The 20,649-nt window shown below is 45.7% G+C and carries 16 protein-coding genes and 17 tRNA genes; 20 read left to right on the top strand and 13 right to left on the bottom strand.

Translation table 11 applies throughout. From position 1 onward, the window contains the following. Window positions 1-34: 34 nt before the first annotated feature. The 9 genes from AYJ58_RS16705 to AYJ58_RS16665 all read right to left on the bottom strand — a co-directional run bounded on the left by AYJ58_RS16705 (window position 35) and on the right by AYJ58_RS16665 (window position 1,335). Window positions 35-265 carry a hypothetical protein gene (locus tag AYJ58_RS16705; RefSeq protein ID WP_006082294.1) on the bottom strand — a complete coding sequence of 77 codons (231 nt, stop codon included), beginning with the start codon at window positions 263-265 and terminating at the stop codon, window positions 35-37. A gap of 170 nt (window positions 266-435) precedes the next feature. Continuing rightward, window positions 436-511, bottom strand: a tRNA-Val gene (locus AYJ58_RS16700). A 28-nt stretch (window positions 512-539) separates the two neighbouring features. Then, window positions 540-615, bottom strand: a tRNA-Val gene (locus tag AYJ58_RS16695). Window positions 616-643: 28 nt separating this feature from the next. Continuing rightward, window positions 644-719: transfer RNA gene (locus AYJ58_RS16690), tRNA-Val, on the bottom strand. 28 nt (window positions 720-747) lie between these two features. After that, window positions 748-823: transfer RNA gene (locus AYJ58_RS16685), tRNA-Val, on the bottom strand. A 48-nt stretch (window positions 824-871) separates the two neighbouring features. After that, window positions 872-947 (bottom strand) — tRNA-Val (locus AYJ58_RS16680). Window positions 948-995: 48 nt separating this feature from the next. Then, window positions 996-1,071, bottom strand: a tRNA-Val gene (locus AYJ58_RS16675). Between the two features lie 39 nt (window positions 1,072-1,110). After that, window positions 1,111-1,186: transfer RNA gene (locus tag AYJ58_RS16670), tRNA-Val, on the bottom strand. A 73-nt stretch (window positions 1,187-1,259) separates the two neighbouring features. Beyond that, window positions 1,260-1,335, bottom strand: a tRNA-Val gene (locus AYJ58_RS16665). 607 nt (window positions 1,336-1,942) lie between these two features. On the opposite strand from AYJ58_RS16665, the gene gltX reads away from it, so the two are divergent. The 10 genes from gltX to AYJ58_RS16615 all read left to right on the top strand — a co-directional run bounded on the left by gltX (window position 1,943) and on the right by AYJ58_RS16615 (window position 5,195). Further along, on the top strand, window positions 1,943-3,352 hold the full coding sequence (gltX, locus tag AYJ58_RS16660) for a glutamate--tRNA ligase (RefSeq protein WP_106650979.1): 1,410 nt from the start codon (window positions 1,943-1,945) through the stop codon (window positions 3,350-3,352). Window positions 3,353-3,457: 105 nt separating this feature from the next. Beyond that, window positions 3,458-3,533, top strand: a tRNA-Ala gene (locus AYJ58_RS16655). 52 nt (window positions 3,534-3,585) lie between these two features. Next, window positions 3,586-3,661 (top strand) — tRNA-Glu (locus AYJ58_RS16650). Between the two features lie 212 nt (window positions 3,662-3,873). After that, window positions 3,874-3,949 (top strand) — tRNA-Glu (locus AYJ58_RS16645). A gap of 200 nt (window positions 3,950-4,149) precedes the next feature. Continuing rightward, window positions 4,150-4,225 (top strand) — tRNA-Glu (locus AYJ58_RS16640). 118 nt (window positions 4,226-4,343) lie between these two features. After that, window positions 4,344-4,419: transfer RNA gene (locus AYJ58_RS16635), tRNA-Glu, on the top strand. Window positions 4,420-4,537: 118 nt separating this feature from the next. Further along, a tRNA-Glu gene (locus AYJ58_RS16630) sits at window positions 4,538-4,613 on the top strand. A gap of 118 nt (window positions 4,614-4,731) precedes the next feature. After that, window positions 4,732-4,807: transfer RNA gene (locus tag AYJ58_RS16625), tRNA-Glu, on the top strand. A gap of 103 nt (window positions 4,808-4,910) precedes the next feature. Next, a tRNA-Ala gene (locus AYJ58_RS16620) sits at window positions 4,911-4,986 on the top strand. A gap of 133 nt (window positions 4,987-5,119) precedes the next feature. Continuing rightward, window positions 5,120-5,195: transfer RNA gene (locus tag AYJ58_RS16615), tRNA-Glu, on the top strand. Between the two features lie 594 nt (window positions 5,196-5,789). Here AYJ58_RS16615 and AYJ58_RS16610 read toward each other — a convergent pair. Next, complete coding sequence (locus AYJ58_RS16610; RefSeq protein ID WP_106650978.1) at window positions 5,790-7,619, bottom strand: ABC transporter ATP-binding protein; 1,830 nt, start codon at window positions 7,617-7,619, stop codon at window positions 5,790-5,792. A gap of 171 nt (window positions 7,620-7,790) precedes the next feature. Between AYJ58_RS16610 and AYJ58_RS16605 the strand changes: the two genes are divergently transcribed. The 7 genes from AYJ58_RS16605 to AYJ58_RS16575 all read left to right on the top strand — a co-directional run bounded on the left by AYJ58_RS16605 (window position 7,791) and on the right by AYJ58_RS16575 (window position 15,044). Beyond that, window positions 7,791-9,482, top strand: a complete 1,692-nt coding sequence (locus tag AYJ58_RS16605) for a DNA-3-methyladenine glycosylase 2 family protein (RefSeq protein WP_106650977.1) — start codon at window positions 7,791-7,793, stop codon at window positions 9,480-9,482. Between the two features lie 92 nt (window positions 9,483-9,574). Beyond that, window positions 9,575-10,132 carry a methylated-DNA--[protein]-cysteine S-methyltransferase gene (locus AYJ58_RS16600; protein ID WP_106650976.1) on the top strand — a complete coding sequence of 186 codons (558 nt, stop codon included), beginning with the start codon at window positions 9,575-9,577 and terminating at the stop codon, window positions 10,130-10,132. A gap of 47 nt (window positions 10,133-10,179) precedes the next feature. After that, window positions 10,180-11,463 (top strand): DEAD/DEAH box helicase, encoded by a 1,284-nt coding sequence (locus tag AYJ58_RS16595; RefSeq protein ID WP_106650975.1) that lies wholly within the window; start codon window positions 10,180-10,182, stop codon window positions 11,461-11,463. Between the two features lie 72 nt (window positions 11,464-11,535). Beyond that, window positions 11,536-12,006 (top strand): phosphatase domain-containing protein, encoded by a 471-nt coding sequence (locus AYJ58_RS16590; RefSeq protein ID WP_006082288.1) that lies wholly within the window; start codon window positions 11,536-11,538, stop codon window positions 12,004-12,006. A 140-nt stretch (window positions 12,007-12,146) separates the two neighbouring features. Continuing rightward, window positions 12,147-13,043: a chemotaxis protein CheV gene (locus AYJ58_RS16585; protein ID WP_106650974.1), complete on the top strand. Its 897-nt coding sequence runs from the start codon at window positions 12,147-12,149 to the stop codon at window positions 13,041-13,043. Window positions 13,044-13,217: 174 nt separating this feature from the next. Then, complete coding sequence (gene sstT, locus AYJ58_RS16580) at window positions 13,218-14,444, top strand: serine/threonine transporter SstT (RefSeq protein ID WP_106650973.1); 1,227 nt, start codon at window positions 13,218-13,220, stop codon at window positions 14,442-14,444. Between the two features lie 75 nt (window positions 14,445-14,519). Then, window positions 14,520-15,044, top strand: coding sequence for a CIA30 family protein (locus AYJ58_RS16575; RefSeq protein ID WP_106650972.1), 525 nt, complete (start codon window positions 14,520-14,522; stop codon window positions 15,042-15,044). 193 nt (window positions 15,045-15,237) lie between these two features. On the opposite strand, the gene AYJ58_RS16570 is transcribed toward AYJ58_RS16575, so the two are convergent. Then, entirely contained in the window at window positions 15,238-16,617 is a 1,380-nt protein-coding gene (locus tag AYJ58_RS16570) for a Gfo/Idh/MocA family oxidoreductase (protein WP_106650971.1), read from the bottom strand. 589 nt (window positions 16,618-17,206) lie between these two features. Here AYJ58_RS16570 and AYJ58_RS16565 point away from each other — a divergent pair. The 3 genes from AYJ58_RS16565 (at window position 17,207) to AYJ58_RS16555 (ending at window position 19,143) form a co-directional block, all read left to right on the top strand. Continuing rightward, the gene (locus AYJ58_RS16565) at window positions 17,207-17,701 is read left to right on the top strand and encodes a DUF4279 domain-containing protein (protein WP_232790825.1); all 495 of its coding nucleotides are present in this window, start codon (window positions 17,207-17,209) and stop codon (window positions 17,699-17,701) included. A gap of 143 nt (window positions 17,702-17,844) precedes the next feature. Next, complete coding sequence (locus AYJ58_RS16560; protein ID WP_106650970.1) at window positions 17,845-18,312, top strand: DUF3617 domain-containing protein; 468 nt, start codon at window positions 17,845-17,847, stop codon at window positions 18,310-18,312. 390 nt (window positions 18,313-18,702) lie between these two features. Further along, the gene (locus AYJ58_RS16555) at window positions 18,703-19,143 is read left to right on the top strand and encodes a hypothetical protein (RefSeq protein ID WP_106650969.1); all 441 of its coding nucleotides are present in this window, start codon (window positions 18,703-18,705) and stop codon (window positions 19,141-19,143) included. Between the two features lie 98 nt (window positions 19,144-19,241). Here the strand turns inward: AYJ58_RS16555 and AYJ58_RS16550 are convergent, their stop codons facing one another. Further along, window positions 19,242-19,913 carry an RluA family pseudouridine synthase gene (locus tag AYJ58_RS16550; protein ID WP_106650968.1) on the bottom strand — a complete coding sequence of 224 codons (672 nt, stop codon included), beginning with the start codon at window positions 19,911-19,913 and terminating at the stop codon, window positions 19,242-19,244. Window positions 19,914-19,988: 75 nt separating this feature from the next. Continuing rightward, window positions 19,989-20,612, bottom strand: a complete 624-nt coding sequence (locus tag AYJ58_RS16545; protein WP_106651853.1) for an acyl carrier protein phosphodiesterase — start codon at window positions 20,610-20,612, stop codon at window positions 19,989-19,991. Window positions 20,613-20,649: the final 37 nt, after the last annotated feature.

Genomic DNA, 20,649 nt, shown 5'->3' with positions numbered 1-20,649 from the left:
GTCGTCAATCAAGACAAAGGGGCAGTTGGTGCAGTTAATCATCATCTAAAAGGATACGTTTTAGGATCGCATCGCTAGGCAACAACTCTAAGTGGCCTTGTTCGTCAAAGTACCAACCGGTAATAAAGCCCTTTTGGCGCATACTGACGAGATTATGCATGACTTCCCTGGCTTCCTTGAGTGCCGTTTGCTCATCGCAAGCATGGGTATGCTTTAAATAAGCGGCAATATTGGCAAGAGAAGCGGATTGACTGACGCTGGCCATAATGTTGATCTCCAAACAATGCTAAAAGCAGAATGAAATCAGGCTGAGTGTCGATAGAGCTCGGTATTTTACGGATTATAAAAGGCGAAATAGTAAAATTTAGCACTCGCTGATTGAGATCAAGCATAGTTGAGTCAGCGTGTTGGTAAAGTTTATTGGGGGGATAAATATGGTGGTCGCTACTGGGCTCGAACCAGTGACCCCCTCCTTGTAAGGGAGGTGCTCTCCCAGCTGAGCTAAGCGACCTGGGATGTAACTTGTGTATTGCAGAATATGGTGGTCGCTACTGGGCTCGAACCAGTGACCCCCTCCTTGTAAGGGAGGTGCTCTCCCAGCTGAGCTAAGCGACCTGGGATATAACTTATGTATTACAGAATATGGTGGTCGCTACTGGGCTCGAACCAGTGACCCCCTCCTTGTAAGGGAGGTGCTCTCCCAGCTGAGCTAAGCGACCTGGGATATAACTTGTGTATTGCAGAATATGGTGGTCGCTACTGGGCTCGAACCAGTGACCCCCTCCTTGTAAGGGAGGTGCTCTCCCAGCTGAGCTAAGCGACCTGGGAATTCTGATGTTACACATTTTTTAAGTCATTATTCACTGAAGAATGGTGGTCGCTACTGGGCTCGAACCAGTGACCCCCTCCTTGTAAGGGAGGTGCTCTCCCAGCTGAGCTAAGCGACCTGGGAATTCTGATATGACACAATTTTTAAGTCATTATTCAGTGAAGAATGGTGGTCGCTACTGGGCTCGAACCAGTGACCCCCTCCTTGTAAGGGAGGTGCTCTCCCAGCTGAGCTAAGCGACCTGGGAATGACTTTCACACAATGAGGTACATTAAGTTATATGGTGGTCGCTACTGGGCTCGAACCAGTGACCCCCTCCTTGTAAGGGAGGTGCTCTCCCAGCTGAGCTAAGCGACCTGGGATATAACTCGATTGTACAGCCAATATTTTTTACAAATTATGTTTAAAAACAATATATCTATAAAAATAATGGTGGTCGATACTGGGCTCGAACCAGTGACCCCCTCCTTGTAAGGGAGGTGCTCTCCCAGCTGAGCTAATCGACCTCGCTGTGTGGAGCCGTATTATAGGGAGGTTCGATCTAGTGTCAACGCTTTTTAGTGAAAAAAGCATTGGTCGCGCTATTTTTGTTCGCATTGGCTTAATGCTAATCACGCAGCCGATCAAAGTGTTAGTTTATTCGCCAATCAATGCGTGCAATTTGGGTGTTTGGGATGTCGCGATAGCCGGCTGTATGTCACTTGTGAGCATTTAAATGACAAAATGACTGGGCGGAGTGACTCGCAATGATTTGAATCTTAGAGGTGCGGTTGATCGCGGTGTTGCTCAACAAACACATAATTTATAGCTGAAGGTAAATGATAGGGGCAAAAAGTAAGGCCAGTATCTAAACCTTGAGAAACTCAATCATGCGCCTTAGCCAAGATAAATAGGCACAGGTTTGCGGGTGATGGCTGTGGCAGCACTTTAATATGTGTACCTTTATATAGGCTTCTCTATATAAGGAGGGGATTTAGCGTCACGATTTTATCAGATAAGTGATACTGCAGAGCTTGTCCCATTTGCAGCGCCTGCTTTGACTGTTAGAATAAGCCCACTTTTTTATCGTGATTGTCTTTATCTAGACGACTTTATATAGGTTAGTGTCCCATTATGACAACTAAGACGCGTTTTGCCCCTAGTCCTACTGGTTTCTTGCATGTTGGTGGTGCCCGTACTGCACTTTATTCTTGGTTACAAGCCCGTGCCAATAACGGTGAGTTTGTATTACGTATTGAAGACACTGATATTGAGCGTTCGACTCAAGCCGCCTGCGATGCGATTTTAGAAGGTATGAACTGGTTAGGTTTGACATGGGACGAGGGCCCGTACTACCAAACTAAGCGTTTTGACCGTTATAACGAAATCATTGCTCAAATGTTAGCAAAGGGCACTGCATATAAATGCTATTGCTCACGTGAACGTATTGATGCGTTAAGAGAAGCACAAGCCGCCAACGGTGAAGCACAAAAGTATGATGGTTGCTGCCGTGACTTGCCAGCTCGTGATACTGATGAGCCATTTGTTGTGCGCTTCAAAAATCCTATTGGCGGTTCAGTGGTATTTGATGACCATGTTCGTGGCCGTATTGAATTTTCTAACGATGCGTTAGATGACTTGATCATCGCCCGTACCGATGGTGTGCCAACCTATAACTTCTGTGTGGTTGTTGACGATTGGGATATGGGAATTACCTGTGTGGTTCGTGGTGAAGATCATATCAACAATACGCCACGTCAAATCAATATCCTTAAAGCATTAGGGGCGCCGATCCCTGAATATGCTCATGTTTCTATGATTCTCGGTGATGACGGTGCGAAATTATCTAAGCGTCATGGCGCAGTGAGCGTAATGCAGTACCGTGACGATGGTTATTTGCCAGAAGCACTATTGAATTACCTAGTACGTTTAGGTTGGTCACATGGCGATCAAGAAATCTTCTCATTAGAAGAAATGAAGCAATACTTTAAACTCGGTGATATCAATAAAGCCGCTTCAGCCTTTAATACCGATAAACTGGTGTGGTTGAACCAACACTATATTAAGAGTCTTGCTCCAGAATATGTGGCGACACACTTACAATGGCACATGGACGATCAAAAAATTGATATGTCAAACGGCCCAGCATTAGCGGAAGTGGTTACGGCATTAGCCGAACGCGCTAAGACACTAAAAGAGCTAGCCGCTTCTAGCCGTTACTTCTATGAAGACTTTGCTGAGTTTGATGAAGCCCAAGCGAAAAAGCATTTACGTGGAGTTGCGTTAGAGCCATTACAACTGGTTCAACAGAAATTAGCCGCATTAACTGAGTGGACAGTAGAAGCTATCCATCAGGCGATTGAAGATACTGCAACTGAATTAGATGTGGGTATGGGTAAAGTTGGTATGCCTCTACGTGTCGCTGTAACAGGGGCAGGGCAGTCACCAGGCCTTGATATCACATTATTTTTAATCGGAAGAAGCCGTTCTGAGCAAAGAATATCCAAAGCGATTGAATTTGTAGCAGATAGAATAAATTCCTAAAAAACGAGTTGACACTTTTAGGTGCGCTGCATAGAATGCGCCACGCAGTTGAGACACAGACGAGCAAATGCTTGTAGTGCACTTAAATGTAGCTTGATAAGTTTTGGGGTTATAGCTCAGCTGGGAGAGCGCTTGCATGGCATGCAAGAGGTCCACGGTTCGATCCCGTGTAGCTCCACCAAACTTACTGCAGATGTTAAGCAGGAACGTAAGTTCGAATTAATATGTCCGGGGTCCCCTTCGTCTAGAGGCCTAGGACACCGCCCTTTCACGGCGGTAACAGGGGTTCGAATCCCCTAGGGGATACCATCTATTTTTATAGAGAGTGGTTCCTGTCGAATAACTAACGAGTTGTTTGGTAAGAAAAAAGCATTTACTTCCTAGCCTACTGAAGTGAATGTGTTACAAAGCTCGGTTACGAGCTAAATCATAAGTCCGGGTCCCCTTCGTTTTTTAGAAGAGAGTGCCTAGGATACCGTAGATGTTAAACGGGAACTTTAAGTTCAAATTAATATGTCCGGGTCCCCTTCGTCTAGAGGCCTAGGACACCGCCCTTTCACGGCGGTAACAGGGGTTCGAATCCCCTAGGGGATACCAAATATTGGTTCCTGTCGAATAACTAACGAGTTGTTTGGTAAGAACAAAGCATTTACTTCCTAGCCTACTGAAGTGAATGTGTTACAAAGCTCGGTTACGAGTTAAATCATAAGTCCGGGTCCCCTTCGTTTTTTAGAAGAGAGTGCCTAGGATACCGTAAATGTTAAACGGGAACTTTAAGTTCAAATTAATATGTCCGGGTCCCCTTCGTCTAGAGGCCTAGGACACCGCCCTTTCACGGCGGTAACAGGGGTTCGAATCCCCTAGGGGATACCAAATATTGGTTCCTGTCGAATAACTAACGAGTTGTTTGGTAAGAACAAAGCATTTACTTCCTAGCCTACTGAAGTGAATGTGTTACAAAGCTCGGTTACGAGTTAAATCATAAGTCCGGGTCCCCTTCGTCTAGAGGCCTAGGACACCGCCCTTTCACGGCGGTAACAGGGGTTCGAATCCCCTAGGGGATACCAAATATTGGTTCCTGTCGAATAACTAACGAGTTGTTTGGTAAGAACAAAGCTTTTACTTCCTAGCCTGCTGAAGTGAATGTGTTACAAAGCTCGGTTACGAGTTAAATCATAAGTCCGGGTCCCCTTCGTCTAGAGGCCTAGGACACCGCCCTTTCACGGCGGTAACAGGGGTTCGAATCCCCTAGGGGATACCAAATATTGCTTCCTGTCGAATAACTAACGAGTTGTTTGGTAAGAACAAAGCATTTACTTCCTAGCATACTGGAGTGAATGTGTTACAAAGCTCGGTTACGAGTTAAATCATAAGTCCGGGTCCCCTTCGTCTAGAGGCCTAGGACACCGCCCTTTCACGGCGGTAACAGGGGTTCGAATCCCCTAGGGGATACCAAATATTGGTTCCTGGCGAACAACTAGCGAGTTGTTCGGTATGAACAAAATCTAAATTTCTGTTAGTGTGCGACTGATAAAGTCAGCTGTATCGACAAAGATTTGGGGCTATAGCTCAGCTGGGAGAGCGCTTGCATGGCATGCAAGAGGTCCACGGTTCGATCCCGTGTAGCTCCACCAATTTACTGCAGATGTTAAGCAGGAACGTGAGTTCAAATTAATATGTCCAGGTCCCCTTCGTTTTTCTAGAAGAGCGTGCCTAGGACACCGTAGATGTTAAACGGGAACATTAAGTTCAAATTAATATGTCCGGGTCCCCTTCGTCTAGAGGCCTAGGACACCGCCCTTTCACGGCGGTAACAGGGGTTCGAATCCCCTAGGGGATACCAATTTTAATCAAGGTTTATCGAAACTTTGGTTAAAGACAATAAACCACCTCAAGGTGGTTTTTTTGTATCTGAATTTTAGTATTTAATCGAGACCCCCAGTTCATTTGCGAGTCATACGCCTCGAGTTATTTGCCGAAGCCGAATTTACCCATCAATCAAACCATCCACATTAAGATAAATAATGTTTCGAGAGGCTTACTTCCTGTGGTGAAGTCATTCTGTTCAATCGTGTGGTAAGCATTATTGAAGTGTTTTCCTGTTTACCCTTGCGCTAGCCCATGGCTAAAACTCACCTTTCGGATTGTTCAGCGTGTTGGCACTTTGAATGCTGCCACTCTTAATGGTGATACTTGGAACCTTTAAACGCGATTGATCTCATGTTTTCAACAGCTCAACGAGTGAAGCTTGAAGTGATTTGTGCTTACTGCATCTATTGTGATTGATGTGTAGCGTATTGCTGCGATGAATATAAGGGCAATTATAAGAGTGAAGCTTTGCGGGAAGAGGGCAGAATTAGGCGGACACTTATTTGAGTTTGAGATAAAAAAGGCGACTCTCATTACAGAGTGTCGCCTTTGTCATTTAACTTTTAATTTAATCTACACCTAAGAACCCACCAGTTTGGTGGGCCCAAAGCTGGGCATAAATACCGCCAGCGTCAATCAGTTCTTGGTGCGTGCCTTGCTCAACGACTCGGCCTTGATCTAATACAATTAACCTGTCCATCGCGGCAATAGTAGAAAGTCGATGGGCGATTGCAATGACTGTTTTACCTTGCATTAACTCATATAAACTTTCTTGAATGGCGGCTTCGACTTCAGAATCAAGCGCTGAGGTGGCTTCATCAAGTAGCAAAATCGGCGCATTTTTTAATAAAACCCGCGCGATGGCGATACGCTGTCTTTGGCCCCCAGAAAGTTTTACGCCACGTTCACCCACTTGGGCATCTAAACCATGATTACCGTGAGGGTCACTTAGATCCTTAATAAAGTCATAGGCTTGAGCTTGTTTAATCGCACTGTCGAGCTGTTCTTCGCTGGCCGTTGGATTGCCGTAAAGAATGTTCTCGCGAATAGTACGGTGCAACAGTGATGTATCTTGGGTTACCATACCGATTTGCGAGCGTAGCGAATCCTGCATAACTGTTTTAATGTCTTGATCGTCAATATTAATCTGACCTTTCTCGACATCGTAGAAGCGCATTAATAGATTCACTAAGGTCGACTTACCCGCACCAGAACGTCCCACTAAGCCAACTTTTTCACCTGCCTTAATATTCAGATTCAGATCTTCAATTACCCCTGTTTGCTCACCATAATGGAAACACACTTGGTTGAAATCAATCTTACCCTGATTGACGACCAACGGCTTGGCGTTTGGCTCATCTTGGATGATCGTTGTTTTCGATAAGGTGTTCATCCCATCGGTGACAGTGCCGATATTTTCAAATAACGAACTGATTTCCCACATGATCCACTGTGACATGCCGTTTAAGCGCAGTGCTAAACTGACCGCAATGGCGATGGCGCCTACCGTGATTGCATTATCAGTCCACAGAGCTATCGATACAGCGGCAATGCTGAATGCGAGTACATAGTTGATAATTTGCACGCTGACACTGATGCCCGTTACTAAGCGCATCTGGCGATAAACCGTGTCTAAGAATATCCGCATACTGGATTTGGCGTATTCGGCTTCTTTTTGCGTGTGGGCAAATAGTTTCACTGTGGTGATGTTGGTATAACTGTCGACAATACGGCCTGTCATGGTCGAGCGCGCATCGGCTTGTTCGGTAGAGACACTTTTCAGCCTAGGTACAAAGTACCATTGCAGCCCAACATACAGTGCAAGCCAGATGAGCATAGGTATGACTAAGCGCAGATCTGCGCTGGCGATCATCACTAACATAGAAGTGAAATACACGAGAATGTATACCAATACATCGAGTAATTTCATCACAGTTTCACGCACGGCTAGGGAGGTTTGCATGACTTTGGTGGCGATTCGGCCAGCAAAATCATCTTGATAAAATGACACACTTTGCTTTAGCAAATAACGGTGGGCGAGCCAACGGATCGACATAGGATAATTGCCGAGCAAGGTTTGATGCATGATAAGCGCATGCAGCAATACCAAGATTGGCATCACAATCAGCACCATGCCTCCCATCAGCATCAATGTTGTGCCTTCGTCTTGAAATAAGGTTTCAGGATTTTTTTTCACAAGCCAATCCACTAATTGGCCCATAAATCCGAACAGGGACACTTCAAGCATTGCCAGCATAGCGGTCAGCACTGACATTAAGATCAGCGGCAGTTCGTAGCCTTTAGTGTAGTGGCGGCAAAAAGCATAAACCCCAGTAGGTGGCTTAGTGGGTTCATCATCGGGGAGGGCTTCCACCCAAGATTCAAATCGTTTAAACATGAATTAGCTCTATGGTGAGATAAAAATAGTCGCGTATAGCATATAGGATTTCATTCCCTAAAAGCATTGAAATGATTGAGTTCCGTTTTCCGCTAGTGCTACATGCTAGTTTTACGTAAAGTGATCAACAAGAAATTAATTGTGAGCGAATATTGTCGGGCGTGATCAACAATGAGTACAGATAGAGTGCCTAAGAGTTCAAATAAGCGTGATGAAATAGACTCGGTGCATTCATTGGAGTCCAGTTCGGGGCAACTTTCTGCATCCATTTGCCGTGAGGCGAGGATGAGCCGCGATCCGCGTTTTGATGGTAAGTTTTTTGTTGGCGTATTAACGACGGGCATTTATTGCCGTACCGTGTGTCCCGCCGTCGCGCCAAAAGAGCAAAATGTGCGTTATTTTGATTCGGTCGTGAAAGCCGCACAGGCGGGATTACGCCCGTGTTTGCGTTGTCGGCCCGACAGTGCGCCAGGCTCAAATCCATGGAAAGGCACAGGCACTACGTTGGCGAGGGCCATTAGTTTAATTGAAACAGGCGCCTTAGCGGGGAAATCATCGGGAGAGCCTGCCTCGACAGTCACACAATTGGCTGAGCGATTAGGGATCAGCAGTCGTTATCTCAATAAGCTCTTTACCGAAGGTTTTGGCACTTCGCCTAAACAATATGCCTTATATCGGCAGTTGCTATTCGCTAAGCAATTACTACATCAAACCCAATTACCTATCACCCAAGTCGCACTGGCAGCGGGTTTCAACAGTATTCGCCGTTTCAATGAGGCATTTAAGCAAACTTTACAATTGACGCCAACTCAATTAAGAAAGAGTGCATTAACCAAAGCGGCAAAGGAGTCCATGATTGAGCCACTAACAGGATTAAGTGAGATTGATAGTATGGGTGAATGTGTGCCGCACTATGGATTAACCTTGTATCAGTATTATCGGCCGCCATTGGATTGGGCATCACAGCTGGCGTTTTATCGCTTACGTGCGGTAACAGGGATGGAATGGTTCACGCCGCAGATGAGTCATCCACAAGCGAGCGATGTCGTTGGCGATGAGGCGTCCGTGGTAGATGAGGCCAAAGCTGGCGATAATGGGCTCGAATATGGTCGCTGTTTTGCCCTAGGTAAGATGCGCGGCACAGTGCACATTATCCATGAGCCTAAGCTGAATCGCTTCAAACTTGCGATTGCTTTGACCGAAGATTCTGTCGTTGATGAGCTGCAATTGCTGGTCACTGAGGTGCGGCGCATTTTAGATCTCGATGCGGATATGCAGCAGATTGAACAAGGTTTAAGTACGCTACCGAGTTTAGGTTTAACGCCGTTTTCGGGACTGCGCATTCCTGGCGCTGGATCTTTATTTGAAGCGGTTTGCCGCGCCATCTTAGGCCAACAGGTGACGGTCGTGCAAGCAACTAAGTTACTGAATATATTAGTTGAAGCCTATGGGGAGCGTTTTAGTCTCAATGGCCGCGAGTATCGATTATTCCCAACACCCGAGGCGATTCGTGAGGCGGGTTTAACTGAGCTTAAAATGCCGGGCGCCCGTAAATTAGCGCTCAATGCGCTCGCGGTGTTTATCTGCGAACATCCTGAGGCGAGCGTCGATGATTGGCTTAGCGTTAAAGGCATTGGTCCTTGGACGATAGCGTATGCCAAGCTTCGTGGCTTGGGCGATCCAAACGTGTTTTTGCATTCGGATTTGATTGTTAAAAAGCATTTATTGGCCTTATATATCAAGAACAATAGGTTGGATGAAACAGCCGCTGCAGCGGTGAGCTATCCCCAATTGTGCGAGCAGCTGAGCCAACAAATTGCCCCATGGGGCAGTTATTTAACCTTTCAGCTTTGGCATCAATAACCATTAAGCTGTCTCACGTTGAATGGCCAGTTTAAAAGATGAGTAAGCAGTTCAGTTAAGAACCAAATTAAGATCAAATAAAGAGACAGATTATGAAACATGCGATTCGTCAATTGAGCCAAGCGCCAAGCATTGCAGAATATCAACCCTGCGCCGTGGATACGTTTATCAGTCCTGCCGGAATATTGCAGTTAAATGCCAATGCCTATGGACTGAGCCATTTAACGGTTGTCGGCTCGGATCGCACTGAGATTGCGCTTGCCAAGGCGAGTGAGGATGCCCTCAATCAAGCTAAGGCGTATATTCGCGAAACTCAGGCGCAGCTCGCGGATTACTTTGCGGGTGAGCGGGTTGAATTTGATTTAAAGCTCGCGCCCAAGGGCACTGAATTTCAGCGCGACGTATGGCAAGCCTTGCTCAATGTAGATTACGGCCAGAGCTGTAGTTATGGGCAGATTGCCGAGCAAATCGGTCGGCCTAAGGCGGTGCGCGCCGTGGGCGCGGCCAATGGTGCCAATCCCATCGCGATTATCGTGCCTTGCCATAGAGTGATAGGCAAAAATGGCAAGTTAACGGGTTATGCCTACGGGCTTGCGATGAAACAGCAGTTGTTAACGCTGGAAACTGACAAGCACTGCCTCGATATTTAAGCTAGAATAGCCGCCTATTAAGATATTGGTGAGCAGTTAAACTTTCTATGACTCAGGCTTCTTCCTCTGCGGCAAGCTTTGCCCAACTCGGCATTATTGCACCTTTGCTAAATCGACTAACCGAATTAGCGTATGTTTCGCCCACACCAGTACAGGCAGCGACGATCCCCGCTGTGCTTGTTGGGCGGGATGTGTTAGCCGGCGCCAATACGGGCTCGGGTAAAACGGCAGCCTTTGCCGTGCCGCTGTTGCAGCAACTTGTTGAAGCAAAAACAGACGATAAGACAGGCGCTTATGTTCGTTGTTTGGTCTTAGTGCCCACCCGTGAATTAGCCCAGCAAGTCGCTGACAGCTTTCTGTCCTATGCCTCGCATTTGAATGGCAAACTGAAAATTGTCGCTGCGTTTGGCGGTGTGTCAGTCAATACGCAAATGCAGAGCCTACGCGCTGGTGCCGACGTATTAGTGGCAACGCCGGGCCGTTTGTTAGATCTGTTGTCGAGTAACGCCATCAAACTTAACCGCGTTAGCGCCTTAGTCCTCGATGAAGCCGATCGCATGTTAAGCCTTGGTTTTACAGAAGAATTAGCCCAAGTGCTCGACGCTTTGCCCGCCAAGAAACAAACCTTATTATTCTCAGCGACATTCCCTGAAGAAGTCCGCGAATTAACGGCAAAACTGCTGAATGATCCGCTTGAATACCAATTGCAAAGTGAACAAGAAAGCACGATTCATCAGCGGGTTATTACCGTTAATCGTCCGATGAAAACCGCATTATTGGCGCATCTGATTAAAGAACATCAGTGGTCACAGGCGTTGATTTTTGTCAGTGCCAAAAATACCTGTAATCATTTAGCGCAAAAGTTATCTAAACGTGGGATCACTGCCGAAGTCTTCCATGGTGATAAAGCCCAAGGCGCGCGTACGCGGGTGCTCGATGGCTTTAAAAACGGTGAGATCAGCGTGTTAATTGCGACCGATATCGCAGCGCGTGGGATTGATATAGATAAACTCCCCGTGGTGATTAACTTTGATTTACCCAGAAGTCCTGCAGATTATATGCATCGTATTGGCCGTAGTGGCCGCGCCGGTGAAGCAGGCTTAGCTGTGACCTTGATTTCCCATGAGGATTATCACCACTTTGGCGTGATAGAGAAAAAGAACAAGCTTAAGTTAGTGCGTGAGCAAATTGTCGGTTTTGAAGCCGATGATGAAATGCCAGTCGAACTGTTAGAACAAGCTAAACCTGTCGCCAAGCCCGAAGGTATGGGTAAAAAAAAGCGTAAACAGTTGCCGGCTGCCAATGCTGAATTTTGGGGCAAAAAATCTTAAGTCGTTGGAAACAAGCTATTCTTAGCTTATCTCTGGCGTTCCTTGTCATCTCACTTGTCGTAGGTAAGGTTTATGCAACACTTATTCTGGTTAGTTGAAGGTAAAGTCGCAGGGCGCAGTGGTCCCAATAAAGATCCCTGGGATTTGCAGGCGCTTAAAGAGGCCGGTATTGGTGCTATTTTGTCGGTCAATGGGGGCGAAGGCTGTGAGCCTAGCACCTTTAAAAAGCTCGATTTACGTTACGAATGTATTCCCTTTTCGCGCAATGTGCCGCCCCAAGATGGGGATGTGGCGATTTGTGTCGCTCAATTGCCCAAGGCATTAGCTTTTATCCAACAGTGTGAAGCCGATGGCTTACCTGTGGTGATCCATTGTCGCTCGGGTAAGGATCGCACCAGTCTCATTATGGCCTATTACTTAATGGTCAATGGTGCTGCGCCATTACACGCTGTAAGCCAAGTACGCAGTATTCGCGATATCGCCTTTACTGCCGATGGCTGGGATCAATTCGCCTTTGACGTTTTGTACGCATTACAAGACTAAGCCTTTTGTAGGTGTCTCAGGGCCGAACCTATTCATTAATAGGCATAATAGTTTCATTCGTTTGACCTTAGTCATCAAAATTTTACTGTGTTAAGGTTAAGCTATCCGCAGGTTGGTTTTAGTGAGTTATCTATCTAATTATGAAAAGTAAGGCAAGTCAGTCACAGGGATTACTACTGTTTCGGTTATCACAGACGCAAGTGTTTGCCTTAGGCACGTTGAAAGTGCGTGAGCTGGTGCCGTACACACGTCTCAGCAAAATCCCCCAATCTCATCCGACGATTCTAGGGGCTTCGACTATCCGTGGTCATACGATTCCTATCATAGATATGGCGGCGGCGATTGGTTATCGGCCAATAGCCCCTGAAGAGCGGGAAAAGTGCTACATCATCATCACGGATTGTCAGCGGATGATCATTGGTTTCTTGGTGCGCGGTATCGATAAGATTATTGAATGTAACTGGCGTGATATTGAAGCTCCTTCGTCTAGTTTAGGGAAAAATGCCTATTTGACGGGCGTGACACGTTTTGAGGACCAACTGGTACAGTTACTTGACGTTGAACTGTTATTGTCGAAAATCTTCCCCGATGATCCACAGACGAATCGGGCTATTTTGACCGACGTACAACGTGAAAAACTTAAACCTATGAATATCTTATTGGTGGATGATTCTAAGGTGGCGCGTAAGCAGTTATCCGACGCCCTTGATATGATTAACATTCCTTATCGAGTCACCGCCGACGGTAAAGAAGCGCTAGTCATGATGGAGCAAGCGGCACTGGAACATCACCCGATAGATATTCTGGTGAGTGATATCGAGATGCCGGGACTGGATGGTTACGAATTGGCTTTTGAAGTGCGTGATAATCCACTGACTGCCAAGGCCTACATCATTTTGCATACGTCTTTATCCAGCGAAATTAGCGTGAGTCAGGCCCATCAAGTTGGGGCGAATGAAGCACTGACTAAGTTCGATGCCCACGAGTTAATCGATGCCATGTTACGTGGCGCCGATCTCGCCTTAGACAAGCGCTAATCTGGCGCTTGTTAGTTTTTTGTATGCTTTTTGCGGGGCTAGGGTAATTTAGTTAGCTTATTTCCCCGCAAAACTAGACAAGTCCAGTCACATCCTATAAAAACCTTATTGGCCTCATTTCCGAAGGTGCGCGTTGGGGATCTCAACCGAAATATAATAACGATAGGTTAAACCATGAAACAAGAATCATCATTGTTAGCTAAGTTGGCTAATGGCAGTCTCGTAATACAAATCTTTTTGGGGATCATCGCTGGTGTGGTCTTAGCCAGTTTTTCACCGAGTAGCGCGAAAGATATCGCCTTCTTAGGCAGTTTATTCGTTGGCGCATTAAAAGCGATTGCTCCCATCTTAGTCTTTATCTTAGTGGCGTCATCGATTGCTAATCAAAAAAAGAATACTCAAACCAATATGCGTCCCATTGTGGTGCTGTATTTATTCGGCACTTTCGCAGCCGCATTAACCGCAGTACTCCTGAGTTCGATCTTCCCGACTAACTTAGTTTTAGTTGCTGGCGTAGAAGGCACTAGCCCACCACAGGGCATTGGTGAAGTCATTCATACCTTGTTATTCAAACTGGTTGATAACCCAGTCAATGCGTTAATGACGGGCAACTATATTGGTATCCTCGCTTGGGGTGTGGGCTTAGGTTTAGCCTTACATCACGCTACCGATTCGACTAAACAAGTGTTTGCCGACATGAGCCACGGTATTTCACAAATGGTGCGTTTTATTATCCGTTTAGCGCCTATCGGTATTTTTGGTCTCGTTGCGGCGACATTTGCCGAAACCGGTTTTGCGGCGATTGCAGGTTATGCCCAGTTATTGGCTGTGCTATTAGGTGCGATGGCTATTATTGCTTTAGTTGTTAATCCATTGATTGTGTACGTGAAGATTAAACGTAATCCGTATCCGCTGGTATTTCAATGCTTGCGAGAAAGTGGTGTGACGGCGTTTTTTACTCGCTCGAGCGCGGCAAACATTCCGGTGAATATTGCGCTGTGTGAAAAGTTAAAGCTGCATGAAGACACGTATTCAGTTTCTATTCCCTTAGGTGCCACCATCAACATGGGCGGCGCGGCGATCACTATTACCGTATTGACCTTAGCGGCGGCGCATACCTTAGGTATTCAAGTCGATTTACTGACTGCCTTGTTACTGAGTGTTGTTGCTGCTGTTTCAGCTTGCGGCGCATCGGGTGTGGCGGGTGGTTCATTATTGTTGATCCCACTGGCTTGTAGCTTGTTTGGTATTTCTAACGATGTTGCCATGCAAGTGGTCGCTGTTGGCTTTATTATTGGTGTGGTTCAAGATGCTGCCGAAACCGCATTGAACAGTTCAACCGACGTTATCTTTACCGCTGCCGCTTGTGAAGCCGCTGAGAATAAAGCTAAACTGAGTTAACGAGTGCTGTTATTCGTATCGAAAAGTATTATGGAAGCAGTCACTTAGGTGGCTGCTTTTTTTATGGGAGTCGTTATGATCTTTTTTGATTTTAGCGTGCTAGATGCCGCAAAACCCTGGTATGGGATAAATGACACTGTGATGGGCGGTTTGTCCCGCAGTAAAATGACGGTTTCACCTTTGGGTTATGGTGAGTTTAGTGGCCATGTGTCGCTGGCAAATGGTGGCGGGTTTGCCTCAGTGCGTTGTGAGTTTAGCCCTATAGATGTCAGTGAGTTTACTGGGATTTACATCGAACTCGATGGCGACCGAACTAAAGACTATAAAGTGAATTTAAAGGATGTCGACACACCACAAAGTACGGTGTATCAAGCGCCTATGCCCACGCCAACTCACCAAACCTTTGGCGTGAGTAGTGCCAGAGTATTGAATTGGCAGCGGATAGAAATTCCATTCCGTGATTTCAAGCCCCAATGTCGGGGTAAACCGATTTCCCGAGTGGCAATAGATTTAAACCAAGTCTGTAGTCTAGGGCTAGTGATTGGTGCCCAGCAGAGTGGCGATTTTTCTTTGAAAATCAGAGAAATCGGCTACTACTAACGCTTGTAGTGAGTTTCTTATGGTGAATTTATTGTCGCGAGTTTCTTACCGCTAAGTGCTTATGGCAGATGGCTTGTTGCTAATGGCGCGGGTCATCTCAGGACTTAATTTAACAGTAAGAAAAAGGATAAGGCCGAGGTACTTATCCTTTTTATGGGCAGGGCAAAGTGGTGAGTTTGGCGAAAGCCGCAGTTTAAGCGCCAACAATCCCTAATGGTTTGGCGGTTTGCCATGCCCCGCGGGTAAAATCAGGGAAGGTGACAGAGTTACTGCGATCATTAAGTGAATGTTCACTTAAGATATTCACCACCGACCAAGACGCGCCATCGTACACATCCTGATCTAAAGCCTCGCCATTGCGTAGGCAATAAATCATGCGCCATAGCATCACAAAGTCCATGCCGCCGTGGCCGCCGTTAATTTCAGCCTCTTTTCCTATGCGCTGCCACAGTGGATGATCGTATTTGTCGTACCACTTTTGCATGTCCATATCCCACTCGTGGTAACTTTGACCAAAGCCACCATTTTCGACGGCGATACGATTCGGGAAGCCAGCAAACACGCCATTTGTTCCTTGGATTAAATTATGGCGACTGTAAGGTCTTGGGGTCGTCGTGTCATGCTGGACCATTATGGTTCGGCCCTTAACGGTCTTAATCAGACTGGTATTGATATCCCCATTGATATACTTGAGCTGATTACGTTCATGATCGGCGGGAAATTCACGTTTAGCATAGAGCGCACGGCCAAGGGCAGGCGAACTCATTGAGGTTAGATAATCGAACCTGTCACCGCGGTTGATGTTCATATACTGGGAAACTGGCCCTAAACCGTGGGTCGGGTACAAGTTGCCGTTACGTTTGGTATGCCAGTAAGTGCGCCATGAGCCTGTCTTATGATCGATCTCTTTCATCTGCCAACGTAGCTCATGGATGTATGCGGCTTCGCCGTGGAGTAGCTCACCAAACACGCCTTGGCGCACCATGTTGAGCACCATCAGCTCTTCGCGGCCGTAGTTGACGTTCTCCATCATCATGCAGTTTTTCTGAGTGCGCTCAGCAGTATCGACAACTTGCCAGCACTCCTCAACCGTGAGCGCCATTGGCACTTCGACAAAGGCATGCTTGCCGCTCTCCATGGTTTCTATCGCCATTGGCGCGTGCCATTCCCAAGGGGTTGAAATAATCACAATATCGATATCATCGCGGCTCAACAGATCGCGATAGCTCAGGTCATTAGCTGTATAGACAGTGGGTTTGGGCCGATTCTGTTTAACGATATGATCCACGGCCCTGTCGAGTACCGCTTGATGGGTATCACAAATGGCTTTGAGTTCAATGCCTTGTAAATGGCAGAATTGCTCGACATGGCTAAATCCTCGCTCGCCAACACCGATAAAACCGACTCGGACCACGTCCATCTTAGGTGCTATGAGTCCGATAACGGATTTACCCACTTGCGGTTTAGGGGCGACGCTACTGGCGTAGGCATTGAGAGCAATATTGGCAGTAACGAGTCCTGCAGTAGCAGCACCTGCAGCCTTAAGAAAATTACGACGATGAATGTTATGCATAGCGCTTCCTGCTTTATTTTTGTTTTGTAGGGATATTGAAATATCACTTGGTCTTGTTTGTGCGGTCATTCACTTATGGGTTATATCAGAAACCCCATTTAAATTGGCAATAAAGATGTAACAAGCTCCTATAAGTCCATTTAGTATGAAACGCGTAACATTGTTGGCTTGATGTAAAATTAAAAAAAAACAATTGCTTGAGTTATTTTTGTTGCGAGTTCATCAATATGATCAAAGCAAACTAAAAAACGAAATTGGACAATATGTGGAGCATATTCATACCAAAGGATTGAGTTTTAGATTTGTAGAAATAACGCAACATCCCCCTTGTGCTTAACTCTTCATCAAGAGTCGTAGAAACTGGAAGAGATACAATCGTATCTAAATTGCTTGTTTGTGAGTGCTTTCTGTCAATACACGTGCGTGTTATCTCAAACATCTAAATCTAAAAATATTTAAAATAAAACACTTAGAGGTTACCGTTTTAGGATAATAGGTCTGGAAAACGCGCATGCGTGTCTTTCTGATGGATTCTTGTATATGAAAAGCGGTATAAAGCTGATAACTTTTAGTTAATACAGGTAGTTAAGTGTGCGCGTTTTTATTTTTCTATGGACGCCAACGCTACGCTGCATTGGCGCTTTTTAGCTCAGCATTAGGGCCTTTTATGGGTGCATTTGAATATTCACAAGCCACTCTTCGGATCTTCGGGGATGATTTGATACCTGAAGACGTATCAAATTTACTTGGTGGTACAGCAACTAAAAGTAAAAAGAAAGGTGATGAAGATGTTAGCAAAATCAGCGGAAAAGTGCGGATTGCCAAAACGGGTATCTGGCATTTTCAGGCTAAAAAGAGAGAGCCAGAAGACCTAAACGCGCAGATTGAAGCAATTTTATCCCAGCTAACAAGTGACTTAGCGATATGGGAAAAGCTTTACCAACGCTACAAAGTTGACATGTTCTGCGGCTTGTTTATGGGCAACTGGAATGATGGTTTGAGCTTGTCACCTGAAATCATGCTGGCACTTGGTCAACGTGGAATTGTTTTAAGTTTAGATGTTTATAGTGGGTCGGACGATTAAGATAGTTGTCGCCCCTAAAAACAAATGTTAACGCCTGCAAAAGTGCTGGCTGCGACGTCAACCCGCTGCACGGCTTTGCGTGCTAAATTTGGGCGCTAGGCACTAAAACCTTACTTGTTTTTCATTAATTAAAGGAATAATAAATGACCCACCTAATTACTAAATTGATGTTAACTGGACTCATAGTGGCATCAACTCATCTTCACGCTGAAAACTACGACTTCAAACCGGGTTTATGGGAAACCATTTGGAAATCCGAAATAGTAGAAATAGACGCACCTCCTGAAATGGAGAAAATGATGCGGAGCATGTCCAAAAGGCCTGATTACACGGAAACTGAATGCATAAATGACATCTCCTTTGCATTTGATTTGGAGCCTGAAGAAAATGAAGGCGAAGAATGTCAAACCAACAGCAATTGGATCAGTGCTAACAAAATGGTGTTTGAAACATCATGCACTAGTCCTGATGGTGCATCTAAAACAGTGGGTGAAATGCATTTCAATGGGAAAACGTCCACTTCTAAGCTTGAAGTGACAATCTCTGAAGAGGCAATGAAAATCAAGTCGAAACTCGTTGGCAATGGAAAATATATTGGCGCTTGTGACTAAGTGCCATACAAGCTCTACAACTTAACGCATAACGGTTAATAAGGATGTTATGAGGACTGTTAGTAATATAAAAGGGATTTATTGAACTTTCGCTGGCATTGCCAGTTGGTCTGTATTGTGTATGGCTGCCGTTCCATTGTATCGACGTTTAAACAGCGTGGCGCTCTCATTCAGCTCGCTAGATAAGTCTTTTAGCTGTCTTTACTTTAGCGATAAGTAAATAGTGATAAAGATCGCGTTTTTATTTGTAGATTGAGCTACACTGCCGATTAATTAATCAAAGGTATTTATCTTTTATATTTTAAACATTTAGCAAATTTAAATTAACCTAAAAGTTACATTTGACGGGCGGTTTGAAGTAATTTGCTGTAGTGGGGAGTAAAGCGTTAAATGGGTTCTATGCTTAATGTACTACCACAACTGACATTCACTTTAGGTGATTGGGTATTGCATAAGGATATCAGGATGTCTGGGATTGAAAAACGCCGTCGCCTTCATTGGCGGGAGACAGATATGCAAAATCGTGAAATTATTGGTCGTTGGTTAGATGGGCGTCCTTTATTGGGTGACAAAATTACCCTCTATAAAGAAGACGGAAAATATTTTTTAGAAACTTGGTTTAGCGATGGCTGCCATAGTTTAGATGAAGTCTATATGTCGCCAACCGCTGAAGGCCATAAGCTGGAAGATGTGGGCGGTAATTTCTTTGGTGAATTCTTTATCGTGACACAGTCGCAGCAATTACAATTTTGTAATGAGCAGGGCTGTTATTTCCAAGCGGATAAATTAGCCGCCGATGCCGATTTTGCTCAAGGCATACGCGTCGCTTAAAAGGCAACAATCGAGTCCGTAAGTAACTAAGGTCGCATTTTAGCTCAGTGCTAAATCGCGACCTTTTGCTTTTATGGGATTGTAGCGAGTGGCTTAAGTTACTCAGTAAATGGATGTTTGCTAGTAAAAAACAGCGGTTTAGCCGAATAGGGATGAGTCAGACTTAAGCTTTGTGCATGTAAGCATAAACGCGGTTTGGCCTTGATAACCTCGGCATCACCGTAAAACTCATCGCCTAAAATCGCATGCCCTAGGGCAAGCATATGCACACGCAATTGATGGGTGCGGCCGGTTTCTGGCGAAAGCTCGACTAAGGTGCTGTTTTCTCGGCGCTCTAAAACTCGATAGTAGGTGAGGGCACTTTTACCGCCAGTCTCTCCTGCCTGTAGCGTCTTTTGATAGGGCGGATGCTCAGTGTCTGGCGCAATCGCGAGGTCAATCATGCCCTGTTCCTGCGGCACATGTCCCATCACTTCGGCAATATAGACTTTCTTACTCTGCCTATCTTGAAACTGCGTTTTTAAATGTGACTCGGCTTTTTTATTGCGGGCGAACACCATAATGCCCGAGGTCGCGCAGTCGAGCCGATGCACTAAAATCGTTTCTGGATAAAGGGTTTGTAAGCGAGTTAACGCGCAATCGAAGGTGTGAGCCGCTATACCCGGATTAGACAATAGGCCCGAAGGTTTATTGATGATAATCAGATCTCTATCTTTATAGCGGATGTCTAGCCAAGGAACTGCTGGGGGCTGGTAATCAAATATCTGCATTTTGTCCTCATTTTTGCGCGGCCATACTAGCAAAATTTACCCAGGCACACAGCATAATCTCATGCTCGCTTATTCCTAGGGGGAGGAAGGCAAATATTCTGCAGGTGTTTTACGGCTCCAGATACGGGTATAAGCCATCAGCTGCGGATAAAAAGTGCGGAATGCGGTTTCGATTTCGATCTGCATTTTATTGACGACTTTATGGGCATCTTTAAACAGTGCGGCTTGCGGATGCTGCTTTGCCACTTGTGCTAAGGCGTGTTGTAAGCCTTTTCCCGTGGTGTAGCTGCCCAGCCAATCGGCGCTGCGCATGGCTGGCAAGAGTGTAAATAGTGCCTCTGGATGGTATGGATCAACGCCTTGCGTGGCGAAAGTATCTAACGCATCATAGGCCTTGCGGCTGAATTCATCTAAGGGTTGGTGATGATATTCTTCCCAATAGTAAGCTAAATAGTGATCGAAACTCACGGCCATGAGCTCTGCTGCTATGCTTCTTAAAGGCGCAGGGAAAGCTTCCATTAATTCAATCGTGAGTTCGTGGCTGCTGCAAAGGGTATTAATCTCTTGGTTTAGCCATAACGCTTGGCGTAACTCAGCTGGAGCTTGTGCAACTGGTGCTTGAATATAGTTACCCGCCACATTGGCGGCAAGGTGCGTTTTACTGATGTCGGCGAGATGTAAGTGTGTAAGAAAGTTCATATTTTGCGCTTGGTTAATCACGTCGGTTCACGGTATC

The sequence above is a fragment of the Shewanella sp. Pdp11 genome, assembly GCF_002838165.1.
In the GTDB taxonomy this organism is placed as follows: Bacteria; Pseudomonadota; Gammaproteobacteria; order Enterobacterales; family Shewanellaceae; genus Shewanella; species Shewanella hafniensis.
The sequence above is the reverse complement of the archived record's forward strand: the minus strand, read 5'-3'. Positions and strand labels throughout refer to the sequence as shown.

Bases quoted from the DNA above. Each gene is read 5' to 3' on its own strand.
- AYJ58_RS16705 (WP_006082294.1), bottom strand. From the start codon at position 265: ATGGCCAGCGTCAGTCAATCCGCTTCTCTTGCCAATATTGCCGCTTAT.
- gltX (WP_106650979.1), top strand. From the start codon at position 1,943: ATGACAACTAAGACGCGTTTTGCCCCTAGTCCTACTGGTTTCTTGCAT.
- AYJ58_RS16610 (WP_106650978.1), bottom strand. From the start codon at position 7,619: ATGTTTAAACGATTTGAATCTTGGGTGGAAGCCCTCCCCGATGATGAA.
- AYJ58_RS16605 (WP_106650977.1), top strand. From the start codon at position 7,791: ATGAGTACAGATAGAGTGCCTAAGAGTTCAAATAAGCGTGATGAAATA.
- AYJ58_RS16600 (WP_106650976.1), top strand. From the start codon at position 9,575: ATGAAACATGCGATTCGTCAATTGAGCCAAGCGCCAAGCATTGCAGAA.
- AYJ58_RS16595 (WP_106650975.1), top strand. From the start codon at position 10,180: ATGACTCAGGCTTCTTCCTCTGCGGCAAGCTTTGCCCAACTCGGCATT.
- AYJ58_RS16590 (WP_006082288.1), top strand. From the start codon at position 11,536: ATGCAACACTTATTCTGGTTAGTTGAAGGTAAAGTCGCAGGGCGCAGT.
- AYJ58_RS16585 (WP_106650974.1), top strand. From the start codon at position 12,147: ATGAAAAGTAAGGCAAGTCAGTCACAGGGATTACTACTGTTTCGGTTA.
- sstT (WP_106650973.1), top strand. From the start codon at position 13,218: ATGAAACAAGAATCATCATTGTTAGCTAAGTTGGCTAATGGCAGTCTC.
- AYJ58_RS16575 (WP_106650972.1), top strand. From the start codon at position 14,520: ATGATCTTTTTTGATTTTAGCGTGCTAGATGCCGCAAAACCCTGGTAT.
- AYJ58_RS16570 (WP_106650971.1), bottom strand. From the start codon at position 16,617: ATGCATAACATTCATCGTCGTAATTTTCTTAAGGCTGCAGGTGCTGCT.
- AYJ58_RS16560 (WP_106650970.1), top strand. From the start codon at position 17,845: ATGACCCACCTAATTACTAAATTGATGTTAACTGGACTCATAGTGGCA.
- AYJ58_RS16555 (WP_106650969.1), top strand. From the start codon at position 18,703: ATGGGTTCTATGCTTAATGTACTACCACAACTGACATTCACTTTAGGT.
- AYJ58_RS16550 (WP_106650968.1), bottom strand. From the start codon at position 19,913: ATGCAGATATTTGATTACCAGCCCCCAGCAGTTCCTTGGCTAGACATC.
- AYJ58_RS16545 (WP_106651853.1), bottom strand. From the start codon at position 20,612: ATGAACTTTCTTACACACTTACATCTCGCCGACATCAGTAAAACGCAC.